This window comes from Lentzea sp. NPDC036949, assembly GCF_055608075.1.
Genome location: NZ_JBVJRA010000006.1, coordinates 341424 through 357263, shown reverse-complemented (window position 1 = coordinate 357263; position 15840 = coordinate 341424). Strand labels below are relative to the sequence as shown.

Genomic DNA, 15840 nt, shown 5'->3' with positions numbered 1-15840 from the left:
CGCACGGGACCGAGCTCACCAGGTGCTGACCGGGGCGTTCCTCGCCGTCACGATCGCGACGCGAAGTCTGACCCGGTACTCGGGCTCCTTCGCGCGTCGTTCTTCCTCCAGCAGCCGGATCCGGTTGATGTTGACCATGAAGTTGTGCAGGGGGCCTGGGTGGTGCGGACTGACCGCCCTGGTGACCTCATCTCGGCTGCCGAGCTGTGGCCGGGCTCTTCTCGTTCGGTGGCACCGGCACTGCGCGCGGTCAGGCCGCGTCCAGCTTGAACGGGTCGTGCTCCGCCAGCAGCTTGTCCAGCCGCGCCCGGTCCACGCGGCTCGCGATGTAGGTGTCCTCCTGCCGGTCCCGGATCACCTTGGCCAGCGTGAACGCCGACGTGACCGTGTAGAGCATCGCGATGCCCAGGAACGCCCGCACCCAGCCGTCGACCGGCAGGAACACGACCCCGATGCCGACGGCGGTGAGCGACAGGCCGAAGGACAGGACCGCCTGCACGTAGAAGGCGCCGGAGGTGGGGGTGCTGGCGGGCTTGGTGGTCATGCCGTCCAGCGTCCTGGGTCACACCGGGCCTGTCATGAGTACGGCTACTCATCCGAGCGGGACGGGGGCGAACCAGCGGAAGTTTTTCTGGTACGGTCGTACTAATGTACTGGGTGGTGCTGGTCGCGTCAGGAGTGCTGGAGGCCGTGTGGGCCACGGCGCTCGCCGCGTCGCGCGGTTTTCGCCGGCCGTGGCCGGTGGTCGTGTTCGCCGTGGCGATGACGTTGAGCGTTGCCGGGCTGGCGTGGGCGATGCAGGGCATTCCCGTCGGGACCGCCTACGCGGTGTGGGTCGGGGTGGGGGCCGTGCTCACGGTCCTCGTCGCGGTCGCGCGGGGTGAGGAGAGGCTCGGGGTCGCCAAGGCGGTGCTGCTGGCCGCGTTGATCGGCTGCGTCGCCGGGCTGAAGGTGGTGAGCTGAGTGCACTGGGCCGTGTTGCTGGTGAGCGCCGTGCTCGAAGCGGTGTGGGCGACCGCGTTGTCCGAACAGTCCTATGTGGTCTTCGCGGTGGCCACGACGCTCAGCATGGTGGGGCTTTCCGTTGCGATGAAACGGATTCCGGTCGGCACCGCGTACGCGGTGTGGGTCGGGGTCGGTGCCGCGCTGACCGTGACGTGGGCGATGATCACCGGTGCGGAAGCCGTCTCCGCCTGGAAGGTCGTCTTCCTCACCGGGATCATCGCCTGCGTCATCGGGCTCAAGTTCCTGAAGGGCTCAGGCGTTGAGCGTCCACCGCTGGTTGGCGGTGGCGGCGCAGTCCCAGAGCTGGAGCCTGGTGCCGTCCGCCGAGCTGGGGCCGGTGGCGTCGAGACAACGCCCTGAGGCCGCGTTGCGCAGCTGGCCGTTCGACTCAGCGGTCCACTGCTGGTTGCCGGCGCCCGTGCAGTCCCAGAGCTGGGTCACGGCGCCGTTGGCGGTACCCGACGCGTCGAGGCACTTGCCCAGTGCGCGCAGCGTCTGACCGGTGCGGGTCCACTGCTGGGCGTTGGTGCCGTTGCACGTGTACAGCTGCACCGCCGTGCCGTTGGCCGAGCTCGCGCCCGCCACGTCCACGCACTTGCCGCCGTAACCGGTGATCGTGCCGCCGGTGGGCGGGTTCTGGGTGCCGCCGCTCGCGGCCTCCCAGATCGCGTTGAGCAGGCTGGTGCTGCCGGTGGTGTCCTGGGACAGCTCCCAGTTCATGATGCCGCCGGCGTTCGACAGCGCCCACGTCGTCTTGCGCTTGATCGTGGGGATGCCGTTGTAGTAGTTGCCGTTGTAGCTGTCGCGGTTGGCATTGGCCGGGTCCTGCGCGACCAGGTCCTTGTAAGCGATGTAGGTCGGCCGGCTGTAGAACGGCACGCCCAGCACTGCCTTGCTCGCGGGCAGGCCGCGGCCCTTCCAGAAGTTGACGCTGTTGATCGACCAGTCGTAGTTCGCGTGCGGGTTGCCGCCGTCGTAGGCCATGATGTTCAGCCAGTCGACGATGCCGAACACCGCGGGCTGCACGCCGCCCGCCGTGCCGCCCTCGGAGACGACGGCCGCGGTCAGCAGCTTGCCCCGGCTGTGCAGCGCGTCGCCGAGCTGGCGCATCAGCAGGGTGTAGTTGTCACCCTCAGCGCCGGGGTCCGGGTACTCCCAGTCGATGTCGACGCCGTCGAGGTTGTACTGGTTCACCAGGCCGACGAGCGCGTTGACGAACGTCGTGCGGCCGTTCGCGCTCGCGGCGAGGACCTCGAAGTTGTCGTCGTTGCCGTCGTTCCAGCCACCGACCGCGATCGAGACCTTCACGCCGTTCTGGTGGCCGAGGCTCACCAGCTGCTGCAGCTTGCCGGGGTCGGGAACGCCCTGGAGCGTGCCGTTCGAGTTCGGCAGCACGAACGAGTAGTTGATGTGCGTCAGCTTGCCGTACTGGATGGAGCTGACGCTGCCGGACCACGACGGCAGGTAGCCGACGCTCTTGAACCCGGCCGGGTAAGCGGCTTGCGCGGCAGGCGCCGTGACCGTGATGGTCGCCGCGGCGGCGGCCAGCGCGAGGCAGGCCGAACCGAGGCGGAAGCGGAGTGAACGCATGTGCAGGGTTGCCTCTCACTAACGTCGAGCGCCCACAGCGACGGTAGTGGTCTAGACCGGTTGCCGGGAAGGTCGGCAGCCGACCGGAACTGGTTCCGGTCGTGGCAGCAGGAGATCAGCGCAGGTACGAGGCCCCGTTGACGTCGATGACCGTGCCGCTGGCCCACGTCGCGGCCGGGGTCGCGAGCCACGCGACGGCCGCCGCGACCTCCTCGGGTTCCGCGACCCGCCCGAACGGGCTCTGCCCGCGGATGGCGTCACCGGCGGGCCCGGCCAGCAGGTCCGTGACCATGTCGGTGCGCACGAACCCCGGCGCCACCGCCGCCACCGCGATCCCCTGCGGTGCCAGTGACTGCGCCAGCGACTGGGTCAACGCGTGCAGCCCCGCCTTCGCCGCACCGTAGGCGGGCGCGTCGGGTTCGCCCCGGAACGCGCCGCGCGACCCCACGTTGATGATCCGCCCGCCCTCTGGCAGGTGCCGCACGGCGTGCCACGCCAGGTCGGCCGGCCCGTACAGGTTGAGCTCGACCGTGCGCCGCCACGCGTCCTGCCACTCGGCGAAGCTCGTCGCGGTGATCGGGTGCAGGAAGTACACGCCCGCGTTGTTCACCAGCACGTCGAGCCCGCCGAGCCGCTCGACCGCTTCGGTGACGACCTGCTCGGCCTCGCCCGCGGCGATGTCGCCCCGCACGGTCACGTGGCCGTCGCCGGGCAGGCCCGCGGCCACCTCCGCGGCCTGCTCCGGGTCGCTGCGGAAGTGCACGGCGACCCGGTGCCCGTCGGCGGCGAGCGCGTGGGCGATGGCCGCTCCGATGCCCCGGGAGGCACCGGTCACGAGTGCGCGCCTGGTCACGGCGACTGACTGTCGATCATCCACTTGCCGTTCACCTGCACCAATGTGTACGTGTTGCGCTCGGTCGTCGTGACCGCCCCGCCCTTGCGGTACGTGAGCGTCGCTGCCACCACGTTGTCGCCTTGCGGCGCGAAGTCGGACAGGTCGACGCTGCTGAACTGGCCCCACCACTGCTGGTATTCCTGGAACGTCGGCGTCCTGGTCGCCTTGAACCTGTCCGTCAGCGTCGCGTACCCGGCTTCGAGGTTGCCGGGGATCAGCGCGTAGTACGCCGTCAGCGCTTCCTGCGCCGTGCCCGGCGTCGTCGCGGGCGGCGGGGTCGCGGTGTTCGGCGGGACGACCGGCGTGGTCGTCGTCTCCTGCGGGGTCGTGGTCTCCGCTGCCGTGGTGGTCGGCTGCTGTGACTGGGACTGCTGCGGCTGCTGCTGGGACTGGCTCGCCGCCGGCGGGTTCGCCGAGCCGGTCGGGTCGTTCCCCGCCTGCTCCCGGTCCCCCTTCGGCCACAGCAGGAACGCGCCGACACCCACCGCGATCACCAGGACGATGATGCCGAGGAGGGCGAGCGGGTTCCTGCGGCGTTCCTCCTCCTGGGCGGACCGGACGGGCGCGGCCGGGGTGGCGGGCTCAGGCCGTGCCGGTGCCGGAACGGGCTGCGCGGGTTCGGGCTGCACGGGTTCGGGCTGAGCGGCCTCCGGCGTGGTCGCTGCGACCGCGGTCTTCTCCGGTGCCGCAACGGGTTCCGCGGGGGGCGCGGCAGGCTCCGCGGGGGGCGCGTCGGCGGTGTCCGCGGGCGGCGGCTCCACGGCGGCGGCTGCTTCCGGCTCCCCGGCTGCCGCGGCGGCGACCGCTGCCTCCGGCTCGCTCGCCTCCGCACCGGCGTTCCCGGCCTCGTCAGCGCCAGCCTCGTCAGCGCCAGCCTCGTCAGCGCCGGCCTCGTCAGCGCCTGCCTGGTCCGCGTCGGCCTTCTCCTGCTCGGCATCGGCCTTGCCCGGCGCCGTCAGACCCGCTGCCTCCGCCTGCGCCGCACCGGCCACGAGCCCGGCCGCCGCCGCACCGGCCGCCGAGGCGCCCGCCTTCTTCTGCTGCTTGGCCTTCTCCTCCGGCTGCGCCTCGACCGGCAGCTCCACCGTCGCCGGGATGACGACCGTGGCCTCGGACGCCTGCGGCGTCTCGTTCACGACGGCGGCCAGCAGGTGCACGGCCTCCTCCATCGTGGGGCGGCGCTCCGGGTCGGTGGCCAGCAGGCGGAACAGCACCGGCGAGAGCAGCGGGCCGGCGTTCGCGGGCGGCATGATCGAGCCGCTCGCCACGCGGTGCAGCATCGCGATGTGGTTGTCGGCCGCGCCGAACGGCGGCGTGCCCTCCACGGCGTTGTAGAGCGTGGCGCCGAGGGAGAAGACGTCGGACGGGAAACCGGCTTCCTCGCCGCGGGCGATCTCGGGGGAGAAGAACGCGGGGGTGCCGACCGTGCCGGTCGCGGTGGCGGTGCCGTCGTCACCGGTGGCGCGCGAGACGCCGAAGTCGGTGATCTTGACCTCCTGGTCGCCGATCAGCACGTTGCCCGGCTTCACGTCGCGGTGCTGGATGCCGTTGCGGTGCGCGGCGGCCAGAGCGGCGGCGGTGTAGCAGCCGATGCGGGCGACCTCGCGCGGCGGCAGGGTGCCCTGCTCGGCGATCACCGCCGCGAGGCTGCGCGAGGGGAGGTACTCCATGATCAGCCACGGCTGGCCGTCGTCCTCGACGGCGTCGTACACGCGAATCGCGTTCGGGTGCTCCAGCCGGGCGGCCAAGCGCGCTTCGCGCATGGCCCGGTGCTTGGCGCGGTCGATCTTGGAGTCGTCGAGTCCCGCCAGCACGAGCAGCTCCTTGGCTGCGACGACGCGGTGCAGGTTCTCGTCGTAGGCCTGCCACACGACACCCATGGCGCCCTGGCCGACTTTCGTCCTCAACCGGTATCGGCTCCCGATGAGCCGCTTGTTCTCCTCCACGACGTGTGCTCTCCCTGTCCCCTCGATCACCTACAAGTGTGACGGGCGACGCGATGTCGATTGACTGTAACCCCTACTGGGGGTACAGATGGGGTTATGCCTAAAGTCAACGTGTACCTGCCGGACGACCTGGCCGAGGCCGTCAAGGACCTCAACATCCCGCTTTCCGCGATCTGCCAGCGTGCACTCGAAGGTTCCGTCAAACGCATAGCCGCCATCCGGGCGGTGAAACCCGAAGACCTGGTGAGAGGGTCGGACCGGATCGAGAGCTTCACCCAGCGCGCCAAGGACGCCCTCCGGCTCGCCGTCGAGGCTGCGGGCGGACAACCGAGCGTGACCAGCGAACACCTGGTGGAGGGACTGCTGCGCGAAGGGGGGAACCTCGCGCTGGACGTCCTGCAGGCCATCGACATCGATCCCGCGACCCTGCGCCACACCTCCGCCTCCGAGGGTGCCGCTCCTGCCGGGCTGGCGGCCGACGCGGCGAACGCGCTGGAGCTGGCCGTCGTCGAGGCGATCGCACTGGGCCACAACTACGTGGGTTGCGAACACCTGCTGCTCGGTCTGGTCGCCGAACCGGAGGGGGCGGGCGGTCAGGTGCTGCGGGACCGCGGTGCCGACCTCAAGTCCACCCGGCGCGCGGTGCAGACGGCGCTCGCGGGCATCGTCCACCTCAAGAAGCAGCAGCAGAGCACGCCGGACGCGGCGAAGGTCCTGGAAATGATCATGAGTCGGCTGGCCCGGCTGGAGCGGCACGCGGGTATCGGCTGACCAGCTCCGCCCCGATGGCGGCCAGGTGGTCGCGGACGGACTCTGGCGACTCGACGGTGACCAGGCCGCCCCAGCCGGCGACGTTGCGCGCGAGGTCGAGCGGCCGGGGCGCGGTCAGCTCGACCCGCGTCCGGTCGCCGAGCTCCGCCACGACCGTGCAGTGACGGCCGTGCTGGTGCCGGAAGACGTCGAGGAACCGCGTCGGCACCACCAGCACGGCCGTGGTCTCCGCCCGCCTGCGCTCCACCTCCGTGACGACCGAGTCCCAGGCACCGGCGAGCTCGAAGCCGGCGGGACGGCTCGCCTGCTCGTCGGTCAGCGCCGCTTCCCGCACCCGGTCCAGCCGGAACGTGCGCTGACCGTCCGGCGTCCCGGCCACGAGGTACCAGGTGCCGTCCTTGTCGACGAGCCCCCACGGGTCGACCACGCGCTCGCTCGCCCCGGCACCGCGCTTCGCGTAGGTCAGCCGCACCTTCCGCTGCCGCACCACGGCCTGCTGCAGTGCCGTGACCAGCGCCGGCCGGTCGCCGGTGTGCTCGCCCCAGGCCGCGGTGTCGACGACGACCGCCTCCGCTGCCGCCTGCGCGTCGGCCCGGAACGTGCCCGGCAACGCCCGGACGAGCTTGCGCAGCGCCGACCTCACCTGCGGCGCGACGGCCGCCGCCGGTCCGGCGACCAGGAACAACGCCTGCGCCTCGGCCGCGGTGAGCCCGCTGAGGTCCGTGCGCGCGCCACCGACCAGCGACCAGCCGCCGCCCCGGCCCGGCTGCGGGTACACGGGCACCCCGGCCGCGGACAACGCCTCCAGGTCGCGCCGGGCGGTGGCCGTGGAGACCTCCAGCTCCTCGGCGAGCTCCGCGGCGGTCACCCGGCCGCGGGCCTGCATCAGCAACAACATGGCCACGAGCCGGTCTGCGCGCATGTCGACAGCTTCCCGGTCAAAGTGCTCAGAAGATGAGCACTTCACAGCCGAAGCTGGGGGACATCAGCAAGTCGGACCTGCGAAGGAGAACGAGATGTTGCGAGGCATGTCGACCGTGTCCTACTACGCCGACGACCTGGCGGAGGCGCGCGCCTGGTACACCGAACTGCTGGGCGTCGAGGCCTACTTCGAGCGCCGCACACCGGACGGGCTGCTGGCCTACGTCGAGTTCCGCATCGGCGACCACCAGGCGGAGCTGGGGCTGGTGCACCGCGGTTTCGAGGTCACGCCGTCGGACGGGCCGTCCGGGGCGGTCCTCTACTGGGCGGTGGACGACCTGCGGGCGACGCTGGACCGGCTGTTCGAGCTGGGGGCGGAGGTGCACGACGAACCGCGGGTGCGCGGCGAGGGGTTCGTGACGGCGTCGGTGGTCGACCCGTTCGGCAACGTGCTCGGCGTGATGACCAACGTCCACTACCTCGCGGTGCTGGCCGGGCAGGGGTGAGCCGGGACCGGTCTTGCGCGGAAAGGCCCGCTGTGCTGCTCGGACACCTATGCTGCAGGGATGACGACGCAGCTCGCCATCACGGGGCACCGGGGGCTCTCCGCCGAGCTGGAGGCGGAGGTCGACCGGATGATCCGGGCCGCCGTGACCGCGGACGACGACGTGGTCGGGGTGTCCTGCCTGGCCGACGGCGCGGACGCGGTGTTCGCCCAGGCCGTGCTGGACGTGGGCGGCGAACTGGTGGCCGTGCTGCCCGCGGTGGAGTACCGGGCGTCGCTGCCGGAGGAGTTCCGGCCCGTCTACGACCGGTTGCTCGCGGAGGCGGGCCGGGTGGTGCAGCTGCCGTTCGTGACGCCCGACCCGACCGCCTACATGGAGGCGGGCAAGCGGATGGTGGACGAGCTGGGGGAGTCCGCCGCCCTGCTCGCGGTGTGGGACGGGCTGCCGGGGCGCGGCCCTGGCGGCACGGCGGACGTGGTCGCCTACGCGCGGTCGCGGGGCGTGCCGGTCACGGTGCTGTGGCCCGAGGGCGCGAGCCGGTGAGACGCGGTCACCGCGCACACGCCGTCGGCGCAGCTCCTGGCGCGGGGGCTGGTGGCGGTGCACACCGGGCGCGCGGACGCTGCTGGTATACACGGCGGTGCTCATGGTGTCGTCCGGCGTCGTGCCGGCCGTCGCCGACCAGCTGACGTTGAGCTCCCGGCGCCGGTGGTGTTGCTGTCCGGTGACGCCGGCCGAGCACCATTTGGGGGGAAGTTCGTGAAGACGGTTCAGCTACCGGACGGCGCCGAGGTGACCGGTCGCGGCCTGCGCGACGGCAGGCTCGTCGAGCCCGCCCCTGCCTACGGCCTCTACCTCCAGGCGCGCGCGGTCGACCTGCCGTGGGAGCACGACTGGGTCGAGTGGCCTGACTTCCGCCTGCCCCGCGACCCCGCGGCGGCGATCGGGTTCATCCGCGCGCTGCACCGGCGCGCACTGGCCGGTGACAGGGTCGAGGTGGCGTGCAGCGGCGGTGTCGGCCGCACCGGCACCGTGATCTCGTGCCTGGCGGTGCTCTCCGGGGTGCCCGCGGACGAGGCGGTGGCGTGGACCCGTGCCCACTACCACCGCCGTGCCGTGGAGACGCCGTGGCAGAAGCGCTGGGTGCGCCGGTTCCCGGTCAGCTAGCGGGCTCCAGCACACCGAACCACTGCTCGGCGCCGAAGGCGTCGAACCGCTCCACCTCGGTGAACCCCAGCCGCTTCGCGAGCCGCAGCGAGCTCTCGTTGGCCACCCGGGTCGTGAGCACCAGCGGCTCACCGGGCAGCGCGGCGGCGAACCACCCCAGTGCCGCCGCGCACGCCTCGGTGGCGTAGCCGTTGCCCCACGAGGCGGGCAGGAACAGGTAGCCGAGCTGGTGCTCGCCGCCTTCTGGCCGGTAGTGCCCCGGCTGGTCGGGCAGCCGCCGGTCGAACGTGACCATCCCGATCGTCTCGCCGTCCAGCTCGACGGCGAAGAACCCGAACCGGCGGCCCGGCACCTCCGGGGCCGCGGCCTCGACCTCGGCCCGCGGCTTCGAGCCGCCGATGTGGGTGCCGACCTCGGGTGAGGAGAACAGCTCGACGAACGCCGCGCGGTCACGTGCCTCGGACTGGCGCAGCACCAGCCGTTCCGTCTTGATCGGGGAAGGCGGCCACCCTGGTTCGGTCATGATCTCGAAGCTACCCGTCCGAGGGCACCCGGCTCGCCGCGATCTCCGGCGACAGGTCGATCACCGTCCGCCGGTGCACCAGTTCGAGGACCTCCGGCGGCACCGCGTCGCCCGCCTCCAGCAGGCTGGGCAGCAGGGCGGCCTCCGTGGTGATGGCGCGCAGGAACAGCTCGACCGTGACGTCGTGGCCGGGGCGGTGCACGACGGTGATCTCGTCGCCGGGCGCGACCAGGCCGGGTTCGAGGACGCGGAAGTAGGCGCCGGGCCGTGCCTCCTGCGTGAACCGCTTCACCCAGCCGGGCTGGCCGAGGAACGTCGCGAACGTGCGGCACGGCACGCGCGGACCGGTGACCTCCAGCACCGCGGTGCCGACGCGCCAGTGTTCACCGACGCGCGCGTGGGTGTGGTCGATGCCCTGGGTCGTGAGGTTCTCGCCGAACTGGCCGTTGTCCAGCTCGACGCCGAGCTCGGCCTGCCACCAGTCGAGGTCCTCGCGGGCGTAGCCGTACACCGCCTGGTGGGCGCCGCCGTGAACCGTCCAGTCGCCGATCTCGTCACCGGCCACGCCGCTGCCGGCCGAACCCTTGGGGCCGACCGGGCCGACCCGCAGCGGTCCGTCGACCGGGCGCTTGTCGATGCCGGTGGTGCCGGCGCGGGCGTAGTCGACCGGGACGGTCTTCGAGGCGACGTTCAGCGAGAGCACTACTGGCATGGCATCGACATTATTGGCCGACTGCCCTCGATGCGATCGAATTGACGTAGTCCTGGTATTTGCCCACCTTGTAGGTGATGAGGTCCAGGCACTCCTGCAGCCGCGCCATCTGCTCGCGGACCCGGTCCTGGTGCTCCTTGAGGATGTCGAGGCGCTGCAGCTCGTTGCCGTCGCCCTGGCGGACCAGCTCGGTGTAGCGGCGGATCTCCGGGACGGGCATTCCGGACATCCGCAGCATGATGCACATGCGCAGCCAGTCCACGTCCTGCTGCGTGTACACCCGGCGACCGCCCGGTCCTCTGTGGACCTCGTGGGCGAGGATGCCCTCCTTCTCGTAGAACCGGAGCGCGTGCACGCTCAGCCCGGTGTGTTCGGCGACCTCGCCGATGCTCATCCCCATGCCCCGAGCATAGGTTCTTGACCTAGAGGCGGCTCTAGTTCGTACGTTCTCGCTCATGACGATGCGCTATCGCGTACTTGGGGGAACGGGCATCGAGGTCAGCCACCACTGCCTCGGCGCCATGATGTTCGGGAACGTGGCCAACGCCGACCACGGGGAGGGCGTGCGGATCATCCACCGCGCGCTGGACGCGGGGATCAACTTCGTCGACACCGCCGACATGTACTCGGCAGGGGAGTCCGAGGAGATCGTCGGCAAGGCGCTCGCCGGCCGCCGCGACGACGTGGTGCTGGCGACGAAGGTGCACTTCCCGCTGACCGACGGCCGCAACCGCAGCGGCAACTCACGGCGGTACATCATGCGCGCGGTCGAGGACAGCCTGCGCCGGCTCGGCACCGACTGGATCGACCTGTACCAGGTGCACCGGCCGGACTACTCGACCGACGTCGAGGAAACGCTGTCCGTGCTCACGGACCTGGTGCGGGACGGCAAGATCCGCGCGTTCGGGTGCTCGACGTTCCCGGCGGAGGAGATCGTCGAGGCCCACCACGTGGCGTTGAACCGCGGCTTCCTGCGGTTCCGCACCGAACAGCCGCCCTACTCGCTGCTGGCGCGCGGGGTCGAGCGCTCGGTGCTGCCCACGGCCCAGCGGCTCGGCATGGGCGTGCTGGTGTGGTCGCCGCTGGCCAGCGGGTTCCTGTCGGGCAAGCACCGCAGGGGCGCGGCGGCCGAGGCGTTCCGCGCGACGCTCACGCCGGACAGGTTCGACGAGTCGCTGCCGGGCAACGCCGCGAAGTTCGACGCCGTCGAGCAGTTCGCGAAGCTCGCCGACGAGATGGGCGTGACGCTGCCCGCGCTCGCGATCGCGTTCGTGACGACGCACCCCGCCGTGACCTCGGCGATCACCGGGCCGCGCACGATGGAGCAGCTGGAGTCGCTGCTGGAGGGCGCCGACCTGGTGCTGACCGACGACGTGCTGGACCGCGTCGACGAGATCGTGCCGCCCGGCACCGACACCTACGACGTGCACGGGTTCTGGAAGCCCGCGTCGCTGGTGGACGTCCACCAGCGACGCAGGCCCCTGGACCTCCGCTAGGCAGGTTGCCAGCTGTCATGCCTTCGCCCCCTGGCTCTGCTGGCGTCTGCAAGCACCACCAACTCAACATCCTTGGGAAGCAACGAGGGGTCGGGCAAGGCTTCTGGCCAGGGGCTCAGCTCACCACGCCTGGGTCGTGAGGCCCAGGCCGAGGTAGACCTGGTCGAACCCGTTGCCGTCGTTGTCGTCGGTGTAGACGACGCTGACGCGGCCCCACGGGTCGACGCCCACGGCCGGTTCGTCCTGCCTGCCGGTGGCGGTCGAGACCGTGAGCTGCCGCGGCGGCCGGCCCGTGGTGGTGCCGTCCGGGTTGTAGACCACCGTGTGCACGTCCTGCGCCTCGGCCGTGGTCACCGCGACGCCGCGCTGGTCGTCGACCCCGATCTGCGGGTCGGCGCCGGTGGTCTGCGCGGTCGTCCCGGCGGCCGCACCGGCCGCGGTGAACGACTGGGTCCGCACCCCGGCGCTCTCCCACGCGACCGCGAAGTCGCCGTTGAAGTTGGCCGCCACGGCGGGACGTTTTCCCGTTCCCGTCGTGGTCTGCGCCTGCTTCACGCCACCGGACGGGGTGAGGATCTTGCGGGCCACGGTCGCATCGGCCTCCCACACCACGACCGCGTTCGCGGCCGCACCCATGGCGACCTGCGGCTTGGCGTGCGTGCCACCGGCGTTGTTGACCTGGGCCTCGTAGGTCTTGCTGGTCAGGGACGCGAACCCGGCGATCCGGACGGTCGACGGGTCGGTGCCCTGCTCGTCCTCCCACGTCACGGCGAAGTGCGCGGTGTCCGGGTCCGCCGCCACGCTCGGGAAGTGCTGCTGGCCGTCGGCGCTCGCGTTGGCGGTGCCGGAACCGGAGACCGTCCCGGTGGCCGACACCTGGCGGACCGCGATGTTGTAGTAGCCGTTGCCGTCCGGGTCCTCCGACCACACGACGACAGCGCTGCCGTCCTCGTGCAGCGCGACGTCGGGCTGCCAGTGCCGCCAGTCGCCGGTGCCGCCGGTGCTGAGCTTCTTCTCGTAGACCGGCGTGCCCTCCCGGTAGAGCCGGATCCAGACGTCGGAGTGGACCGGGTCCTCGGGGGTGGCGGTGTCGCGGTCGTCCTCCCACACGACGGCCGTGTAGCCGTTGCGGGTGGCGGAGACGGCGGCGTTGTCCTGGTCACCGGTCGAGTCGCTGTTGACCGTGGACCACGTCATGGGGGCGGGGGCGAGGAGCAACGAGGCGATCAGCAATGTCTTCACGGCGCCTGCAATCCGGGGTTGTCCGCCTCGACCACGTAGCTCTGCACGGTCTTCACCGGGTAGTCGCGGACGGTGACCTTGTCGACGGCGCGGAAGTCGACCCGCATCTCGGTGCTCGTGGTGCGGGTCTTCACGTAGCCGCGCAGGTTCTTGAAGAACTTCACGTGCGGGTTGAGCGTCGGGTTGAGGCTGTTGTCGGCGGCGTTGCCGTCACCGCCGGAGGTGACGGACGTGGTCACCAGCTCGGTGCCGATGATCCGGTTCTGCGACTGGTAGGACTGCATGAGGTTCGCGGCCCAGCTGCGGTGCACGTCGCCGGTGAGCACGACGGTGCCCTTGTTGCCGTTGGTGTCCCACGCGTTCTGGATGCGCGTGCGGTTGGCGGTGTAGCCGTCCCAGGCGTCCATGCTCTTCGACCCGTCCGCGGCGGCCAGCCGTTGGGCGAAGAACACCTGCTGGCCCAGGAAGTCCCAGGTGCCGAGCTTCTGCCGCAGGCCGTCGACCAGCCACGACTCCTGAGCGGCGCCGGTGAGCGTGCGGGCCGCGGCGTCGGCGTCCGGGCAGACCTTCGTGCCGTCGCCGCACGCCTGGTCGTCGCGGTACTGGCGGGTGTCGAGCAGGTGGAACGTCGCCAGGCTGCCCCAGCGGACCCTGCGGTGCAGCAGCATGTTCTCCGCGCTCGGGGCCTGGGCGGAGCGCAGCGGCATGTGCTCGTAGTACGCCTTGTACGCCGCCGCCCGGCGGGCCTTGAAGTCACCGGCAGGGCTGGAGTCGTTGCGGACCAGGTTGGCGTAGTTGTTCTCGACCTCGTGGTCGTCCCACACGACCAGCCACGGCGCGGTCGCGTGCGCGGCCTGCAGGTCCGGGTCGGTCTTGTACTGCGCGTGCCGCACCCGGTAGTTCGCGAGCGTGCTGATCTCGCCGGCGGGTGCGAACTTGCGGACCTTCGTGGTGGTGGCCGCGCCCTCGTAGATGTAGTCGCCCAGGTGCAGGATCAGGTGCGGGTGCTCCTCGGCCATCCTGCGGTAGGCGGTGAAGTAGCCCTCCTCGTAGTGCGAGCAGGACGCGAAGAGCATGGACAGCTCGGGGGAGGTGCCGGCGGCCGGTGCGGTGACCGCGCGGCCGACGGGGGAGATGTGGCCGTCGGCGCGGAAGCGGTACCAGTACTCGCGGCCCGGTTCCAGGCCGGTCAGCGTGACGTGGACGGAGTGCGCACTCGCCGGCACCGCGGTGACCGTGCCGGTGCGAGCAATGCCCGTGAAGCGCTCGTCGGTGGCGACCTGCCACTCGACGGAGGTGGTGGTGTTCGGCATGCCGCCGAGACCGTCGGCGTTGAGGGGGGTGGGGGCGAGGCGGGTCCAGATCACGAACCCGTCGGCCGCCGGTTCACCGGACGCGACGCCCAGGGTGAAGGGGTAGCCGATCGCGTTGGCCAGCCGGGGCACGAACACACCCGCGCTCGCTCCGGCGAGACTTCCCACGATGAAGGTGCGTCTCCGTAACGTGGTCATGCCTCGCAGGCTTACCCGGCGCGAGTAAAGGACCGCCTAACGGCGGTGGTATGCGGTCTTAATGTGCTCTCCCACCACGAGAACGCGTCGCGGTGGTCGCGGTGCAGGTCGAGTCCGTCCGCCAGTGCCTCCGCCGAGCTCAGCGGCAGCCGTGTGTCCCGCACGGCCCGGTGGAGCAGCGCCACGTGGTCGCGTGACCAGGCGTCGAGGCGCAGGCCCGGTAATCGCTCCGCCTGGCAGCAGGGTTGCGCGCACACGACGATGTCGAACCACTCGTCGTGACCGGGGAACGCGACGGTGACACCGAACCGGTCCGGGCACAGGGCGGTGACCGGGTCGTGGCGGGTCTCGTAGTGCAGCGGGTGCGGCAGCGCGGCGAGCCGGCGGGCGGCGTGGCGGTCCGGTCCGAGCACCGGCATCGGTTCCTGCCGCACGCCGTGGTCCAGGACGACGACGTGCCAGTCGCTGCGGGCCAGCCGGAGAGCGGTCGCGAGCCCGGCGGTCCCGGCTCCGACGACGAGTGCTGTGGCCATGACCTGCCCCTTCCCCCTAGGATTGAGGCTAGCGAACGTTCAGAAATTTCTGAAGGCTGGGGCACTGTGACGGGCGAGACAGACCGCAGGCAGGTGGCCGAGCACCTGGCGCTGACGCTGGTCGGCGCCGGGATGCAGCGGATGGCCGCGCGCGTGCTCGCCGCGTTCCTGTTCACCGACGAGGACTCGCTGACCGCGGGCGACCTGAGCGAGGAGCTCGGCGCGAGCGCGGGGTCGGTGTCCGGCGCGGTCAAGATGGTCATGCAGATGGGGCTGATCGAACGCGTGCCGGTGCAGGGCAGCCGCCGTGAGCACTACCGGATGCGCGACCGGGCGTGGACGACGCTCTACGGCCGCCAGCACGCCCCGATCGACGACATCCTCGACGCCGTCGCACGCGGGGTCGAGTCGGTCGAGCCGGGGCCCGCCCGTGAGCGGCTGGTCTACATGCGGGACTTCTACGAGTTCCTGCTCAGCGAGGTGCCGGCGCTGGTGGAGCGGTTCGAGCAGCGCCGAAGCGAATCCCGTCCATGACGAGGTCGAGCATCCTGCGGGCCTGAGCCGGGTCGTCGTTCTGGGCGACGGCCACGAGCATCGCCATCACGTCCGCGGGCTCGTTGCGGGCACCCAGCGGTTCCAGCAGCTCCCGCAACGCGCCGACCATCTTCGCGCGGCTGTGCTCGAACGGGTTCACGCCGCTCGCGATCACCGCCTGCAACGCGTCCTTGAGGTCGCGCTTCGTCGCGATGTAGGCGGTGAAGCGGTCCATCCACGCCCGCAGCGCCTCCTCGGCCGGCAGGCCGGCGAGCGGGGCCAGGTCGCAGAGCTTCTCCAGCTCCGCGCGGTAGACGGCCTCGATCAGCGCCTCGCGGGTGGGGAAGTGCCGGTACAGCGTGCCGATCCCGACGCCCGCCTTCTTGGCGACGGCGCCGAGCGTCACGTCCTTCCCGTGGGTGAACGCGTCGAGCGCCACCTCGAGCAGCAACGCCCGGTTGCGGGCGGCATCAGCACGCACTTCGAAC

At 71.3% G+C, this 15840-nt stretch carries 20 protein-coding genes and 1 pseudogene; 8 read left to right on the top strand and 13 right to left on the bottom strand.

Annotated elements, in window-relative coordinates; translation table 11 throughout:
* Positions 1-15: 15 nt before the first annotated feature.
* Together ACZ7CD_RS19570 and ACZ7CD_RS19565 are read right to left on the bottom strand one after the other, a co-directional pair.
* Positions 16-183 (bottom strand): annotated as a pseudogene (locus tag ACZ7CD_RS19570) (5'-nucleotidase); the annotation flags it as partial.
* 67 nt (positions 184-250) lie between these two features.
* On the bottom strand, positions 251-544 hold the full coding sequence (locus ACZ7CD_RS19565; protein ID WP_360393691.1) for a YiaA/YiaB family inner membrane protein: 294 nt from the start codon (positions 542-544) through the stop codon (positions 251-253).
* 104 nt (positions 545-648) lie between these two features.
* On the opposite strand from ACZ7CD_RS19565, the gene ACZ7CD_RS19560 reads away from it, so the two are divergent.
* Positions 649-963 (top strand): DMT family transporter, encoded by a 315-nt coding sequence (locus ACZ7CD_RS19560; protein ID WP_470370306.1) that lies wholly within the window; start codon positions 649-651, stop codon positions 961-963.
* Positions 964-1365: a DMT family transporter gene (locus tag ACZ7CD_RS19555; protein WP_470379419.1), complete on the top strand. Its 402-nt coding sequence runs from the start codon at positions 964-966 to the stop codon at positions 1363-1365. It abuts the gene before it with no gap.
* Here the strand turns inward: ACZ7CD_RS19555 and ACZ7CD_RS19550 are convergent.
* From ACZ7CD_RS19550 to ACZ7CD_RS19540, 3 genes are all read right to left on the bottom strand, one after another.
* On the bottom strand, positions 1258-2595 hold the full coding sequence (locus tag ACZ7CD_RS19550; protein ID WP_470370307.1) for a glycosyl hydrolase family 18 protein: 1338 nt from the start codon (positions 2593-2595) through the stop codon (positions 1258-1260). The genes ACZ7CD_RS19555 and ACZ7CD_RS19550 overlap by 108 nt on opposite strands.
* Before the next feature lie 115 nt (positions 2596-2710).
* Positions 2711-3448 carry an SDR family NAD(P)-dependent oxidoreductase gene (locus ACZ7CD_RS19545; RefSeq protein ID WP_360393700.1) on the bottom strand — a complete coding sequence of 246 codons (738 nt, stop codon included), beginning with the start codon at positions 3446-3448 and terminating at the stop codon, positions 2711-2713.
* Positions 3445-5397 carry a serine/threonine-protein kinase gene (locus ACZ7CD_RS19540; protein WP_470379418.1) on the bottom strand — a complete coding sequence of 651 codons (1953 nt, stop codon included), beginning with the start codon at positions 5395-5397 and terminating at the stop codon, positions 3445-3447. The genes ACZ7CD_RS19545 and ACZ7CD_RS19540 overlap by 4 nt, the downstream gene beginning before the upstream one ends.
* Before the next feature lie 135 nt (positions 5398-5532).
* Here ACZ7CD_RS19540 and ACZ7CD_RS19535 point away from each other — a divergent pair, with 135 nt between their 5' ends.
* Positions 5533-6207 carry a Clp protease N-terminal domain-containing protein gene (locus tag ACZ7CD_RS19535; protein WP_470370309.1) on the top strand — a complete coding sequence of 225 codons (675 nt, stop codon included), beginning with the start codon at positions 5533-5535 and terminating at the stop codon, positions 6205-6207.
* Here ACZ7CD_RS19535 and ACZ7CD_RS19530 read toward each other — a convergent pair.
* Positions 6161-7129, bottom strand: coding sequence for a helix-turn-helix transcriptional regulator (locus ACZ7CD_RS19530; protein WP_470370310.1), 969 nt, complete (start codon positions 7127-7129; stop codon positions 6161-6163). The two genes, ACZ7CD_RS19535 and ACZ7CD_RS19530, sit on opposite strands and share 47 nt — an antisense overlap.
* Positions 7130-7223: 94 nt before the next feature.
* Between ACZ7CD_RS19530 and ACZ7CD_RS19525 the strand changes: the two genes are divergently transcribed.
* From ACZ7CD_RS19525 to ACZ7CD_RS19515, 3 genes are all read left to right on the top strand, one after another.
* The gene (locus tag ACZ7CD_RS19525) at positions 7224-7634 is read left to right on the top strand and encodes a VOC family protein (protein ID WP_360393712.1); all 411 of its coding nucleotides are present in this window, start codon (positions 7224-7226) and stop codon (positions 7632-7634) included.
* Positions 7635-7694: 60 nt separating this feature from the next.
* On the top strand, positions 7695-8177 hold the full coding sequence (locus tag ACZ7CD_RS19520; RefSeq protein WP_360393715.1) for a hypothetical protein: 483 nt from the start codon (positions 7695-7697) through the stop codon (positions 8175-8177).
* Between the two features lie 216 nt (positions 8178-8393).
* A complete protein-coding gene (locus ACZ7CD_RS19515) occupies positions 8394-8801 on the top strand; it encodes a protein-tyrosine phosphatase family protein (protein WP_360393718.1) in 408 nt (135 codons plus the stop codon).
* On the opposite strand, the gene ACZ7CD_RS19510 is transcribed toward ACZ7CD_RS19515, so the two are convergent.
* From ACZ7CD_RS19510 to ACZ7CD_RS19500, 3 genes are read right to left on the bottom strand one after another with little or no spacing between them, the layout of a single operon-like run.
* Positions 8794-9324 carry a GNAT family N-acetyltransferase gene (locus ACZ7CD_RS19510; RefSeq protein ID WP_360393721.1) on the bottom strand — a complete coding sequence of 177 codons (531 nt, stop codon included), beginning with the start codon at positions 9322-9324 and terminating at the stop codon, positions 8794-8796. The two genes, ACZ7CD_RS19515 and ACZ7CD_RS19510, sit on opposite strands and share 8 nt — an antisense overlap.
* A gap of 10 nt (positions 9325-9334) precedes the next feature.
* Positions 9335-10036, bottom strand: coding sequence for an MOSC domain-containing protein (locus tag ACZ7CD_RS19505; protein ID WP_360393724.1), 702 nt, complete (start codon positions 10034-10036; stop codon positions 9335-9337).
* A 10-nt stretch (positions 10037-10046) separates the two neighbouring features.
* Positions 10047-10436, bottom strand: coding sequence for a MerR family transcriptional regulator (locus tag ACZ7CD_RS19500; protein ID WP_360393727.1), 390 nt, complete (start codon positions 10434-10436; stop codon positions 10047-10049).
* A gap of 61 nt (positions 10437-10497) precedes the next feature.
* Here ACZ7CD_RS19500 and ACZ7CD_RS19495 point away from each other — a divergent pair, with 61 nt between their 5' ends.
* Positions 10498-11532 (top strand): aldo/keto reductase, encoded by a 1035-nt coding sequence (locus tag ACZ7CD_RS19495; protein WP_458434375.1) that lies wholly within the window; start codon positions 10498-10500, stop codon positions 11530-11532.
* A 120-nt stretch (positions 11533-11652) separates the two neighbouring features.
* Here ACZ7CD_RS19495 and ACZ7CD_RS19490 read toward each other — a convergent pair whose 3' ends face one another.
* The 3 genes from ACZ7CD_RS19490 to ACZ7CD_RS19480 are packed head-to-tail and all read right to left on the bottom strand — an operon-like array spanning position 11653 to position 14818.
* Complete coding sequence (locus tag ACZ7CD_RS19490) at positions 11653-12774, bottom strand: hypothetical protein (RefSeq protein ID WP_470379417.1); 1122 nt, start codon at positions 12772-12774, stop codon at positions 11653-11655.
* Complete coding sequence (locus ACZ7CD_RS19485) at positions 12771-14285, bottom strand: alkaline phosphatase D family protein (protein ID WP_470379416.1); 1515 nt, start codon at positions 14283-14285, stop codon at positions 12771-12773. Before ACZ7CD_RS19485 ends, ACZ7CD_RS19490 begins: the two co-directional genes overlap by 4 nt.
* An 11-nt stretch (positions 14286-14296) precedes the next feature.
* A complete protein-coding gene (locus ACZ7CD_RS19480; protein ID WP_360401203.1) occupies positions 14297-14818 on the bottom strand; it encodes an FAD-dependent oxidoreductase in 522 nt (173 codons plus the stop codon).
* 66 nt (positions 14819-14884) lie between these two features.
* Between ACZ7CD_RS19480 and ACZ7CD_RS19475 the strand changes: the two genes are divergently transcribed.
* Positions 14885-15352: a GbsR/MarR family transcriptional regulator gene (locus tag ACZ7CD_RS19475; RefSeq protein ID WP_360401206.1), complete on the top strand. Its 468-nt coding sequence runs from the start codon at positions 14885-14887 to the stop codon at positions 15350-15352.
* Here ACZ7CD_RS19475 and ACZ7CD_RS19470 read toward each other — a convergent pair.
* Entirely contained in the window at positions 15291-15833 is a 543-nt protein-coding gene (locus tag ACZ7CD_RS19470) for a TetR/AcrR family transcriptional regulator (RefSeq protein WP_458431650.1), read from the bottom strand. The genes ACZ7CD_RS19475 and ACZ7CD_RS19470 overlap by 62 nt on opposite strands.
* Positions 15834-15840: the final 7 nt, after the last annotated feature.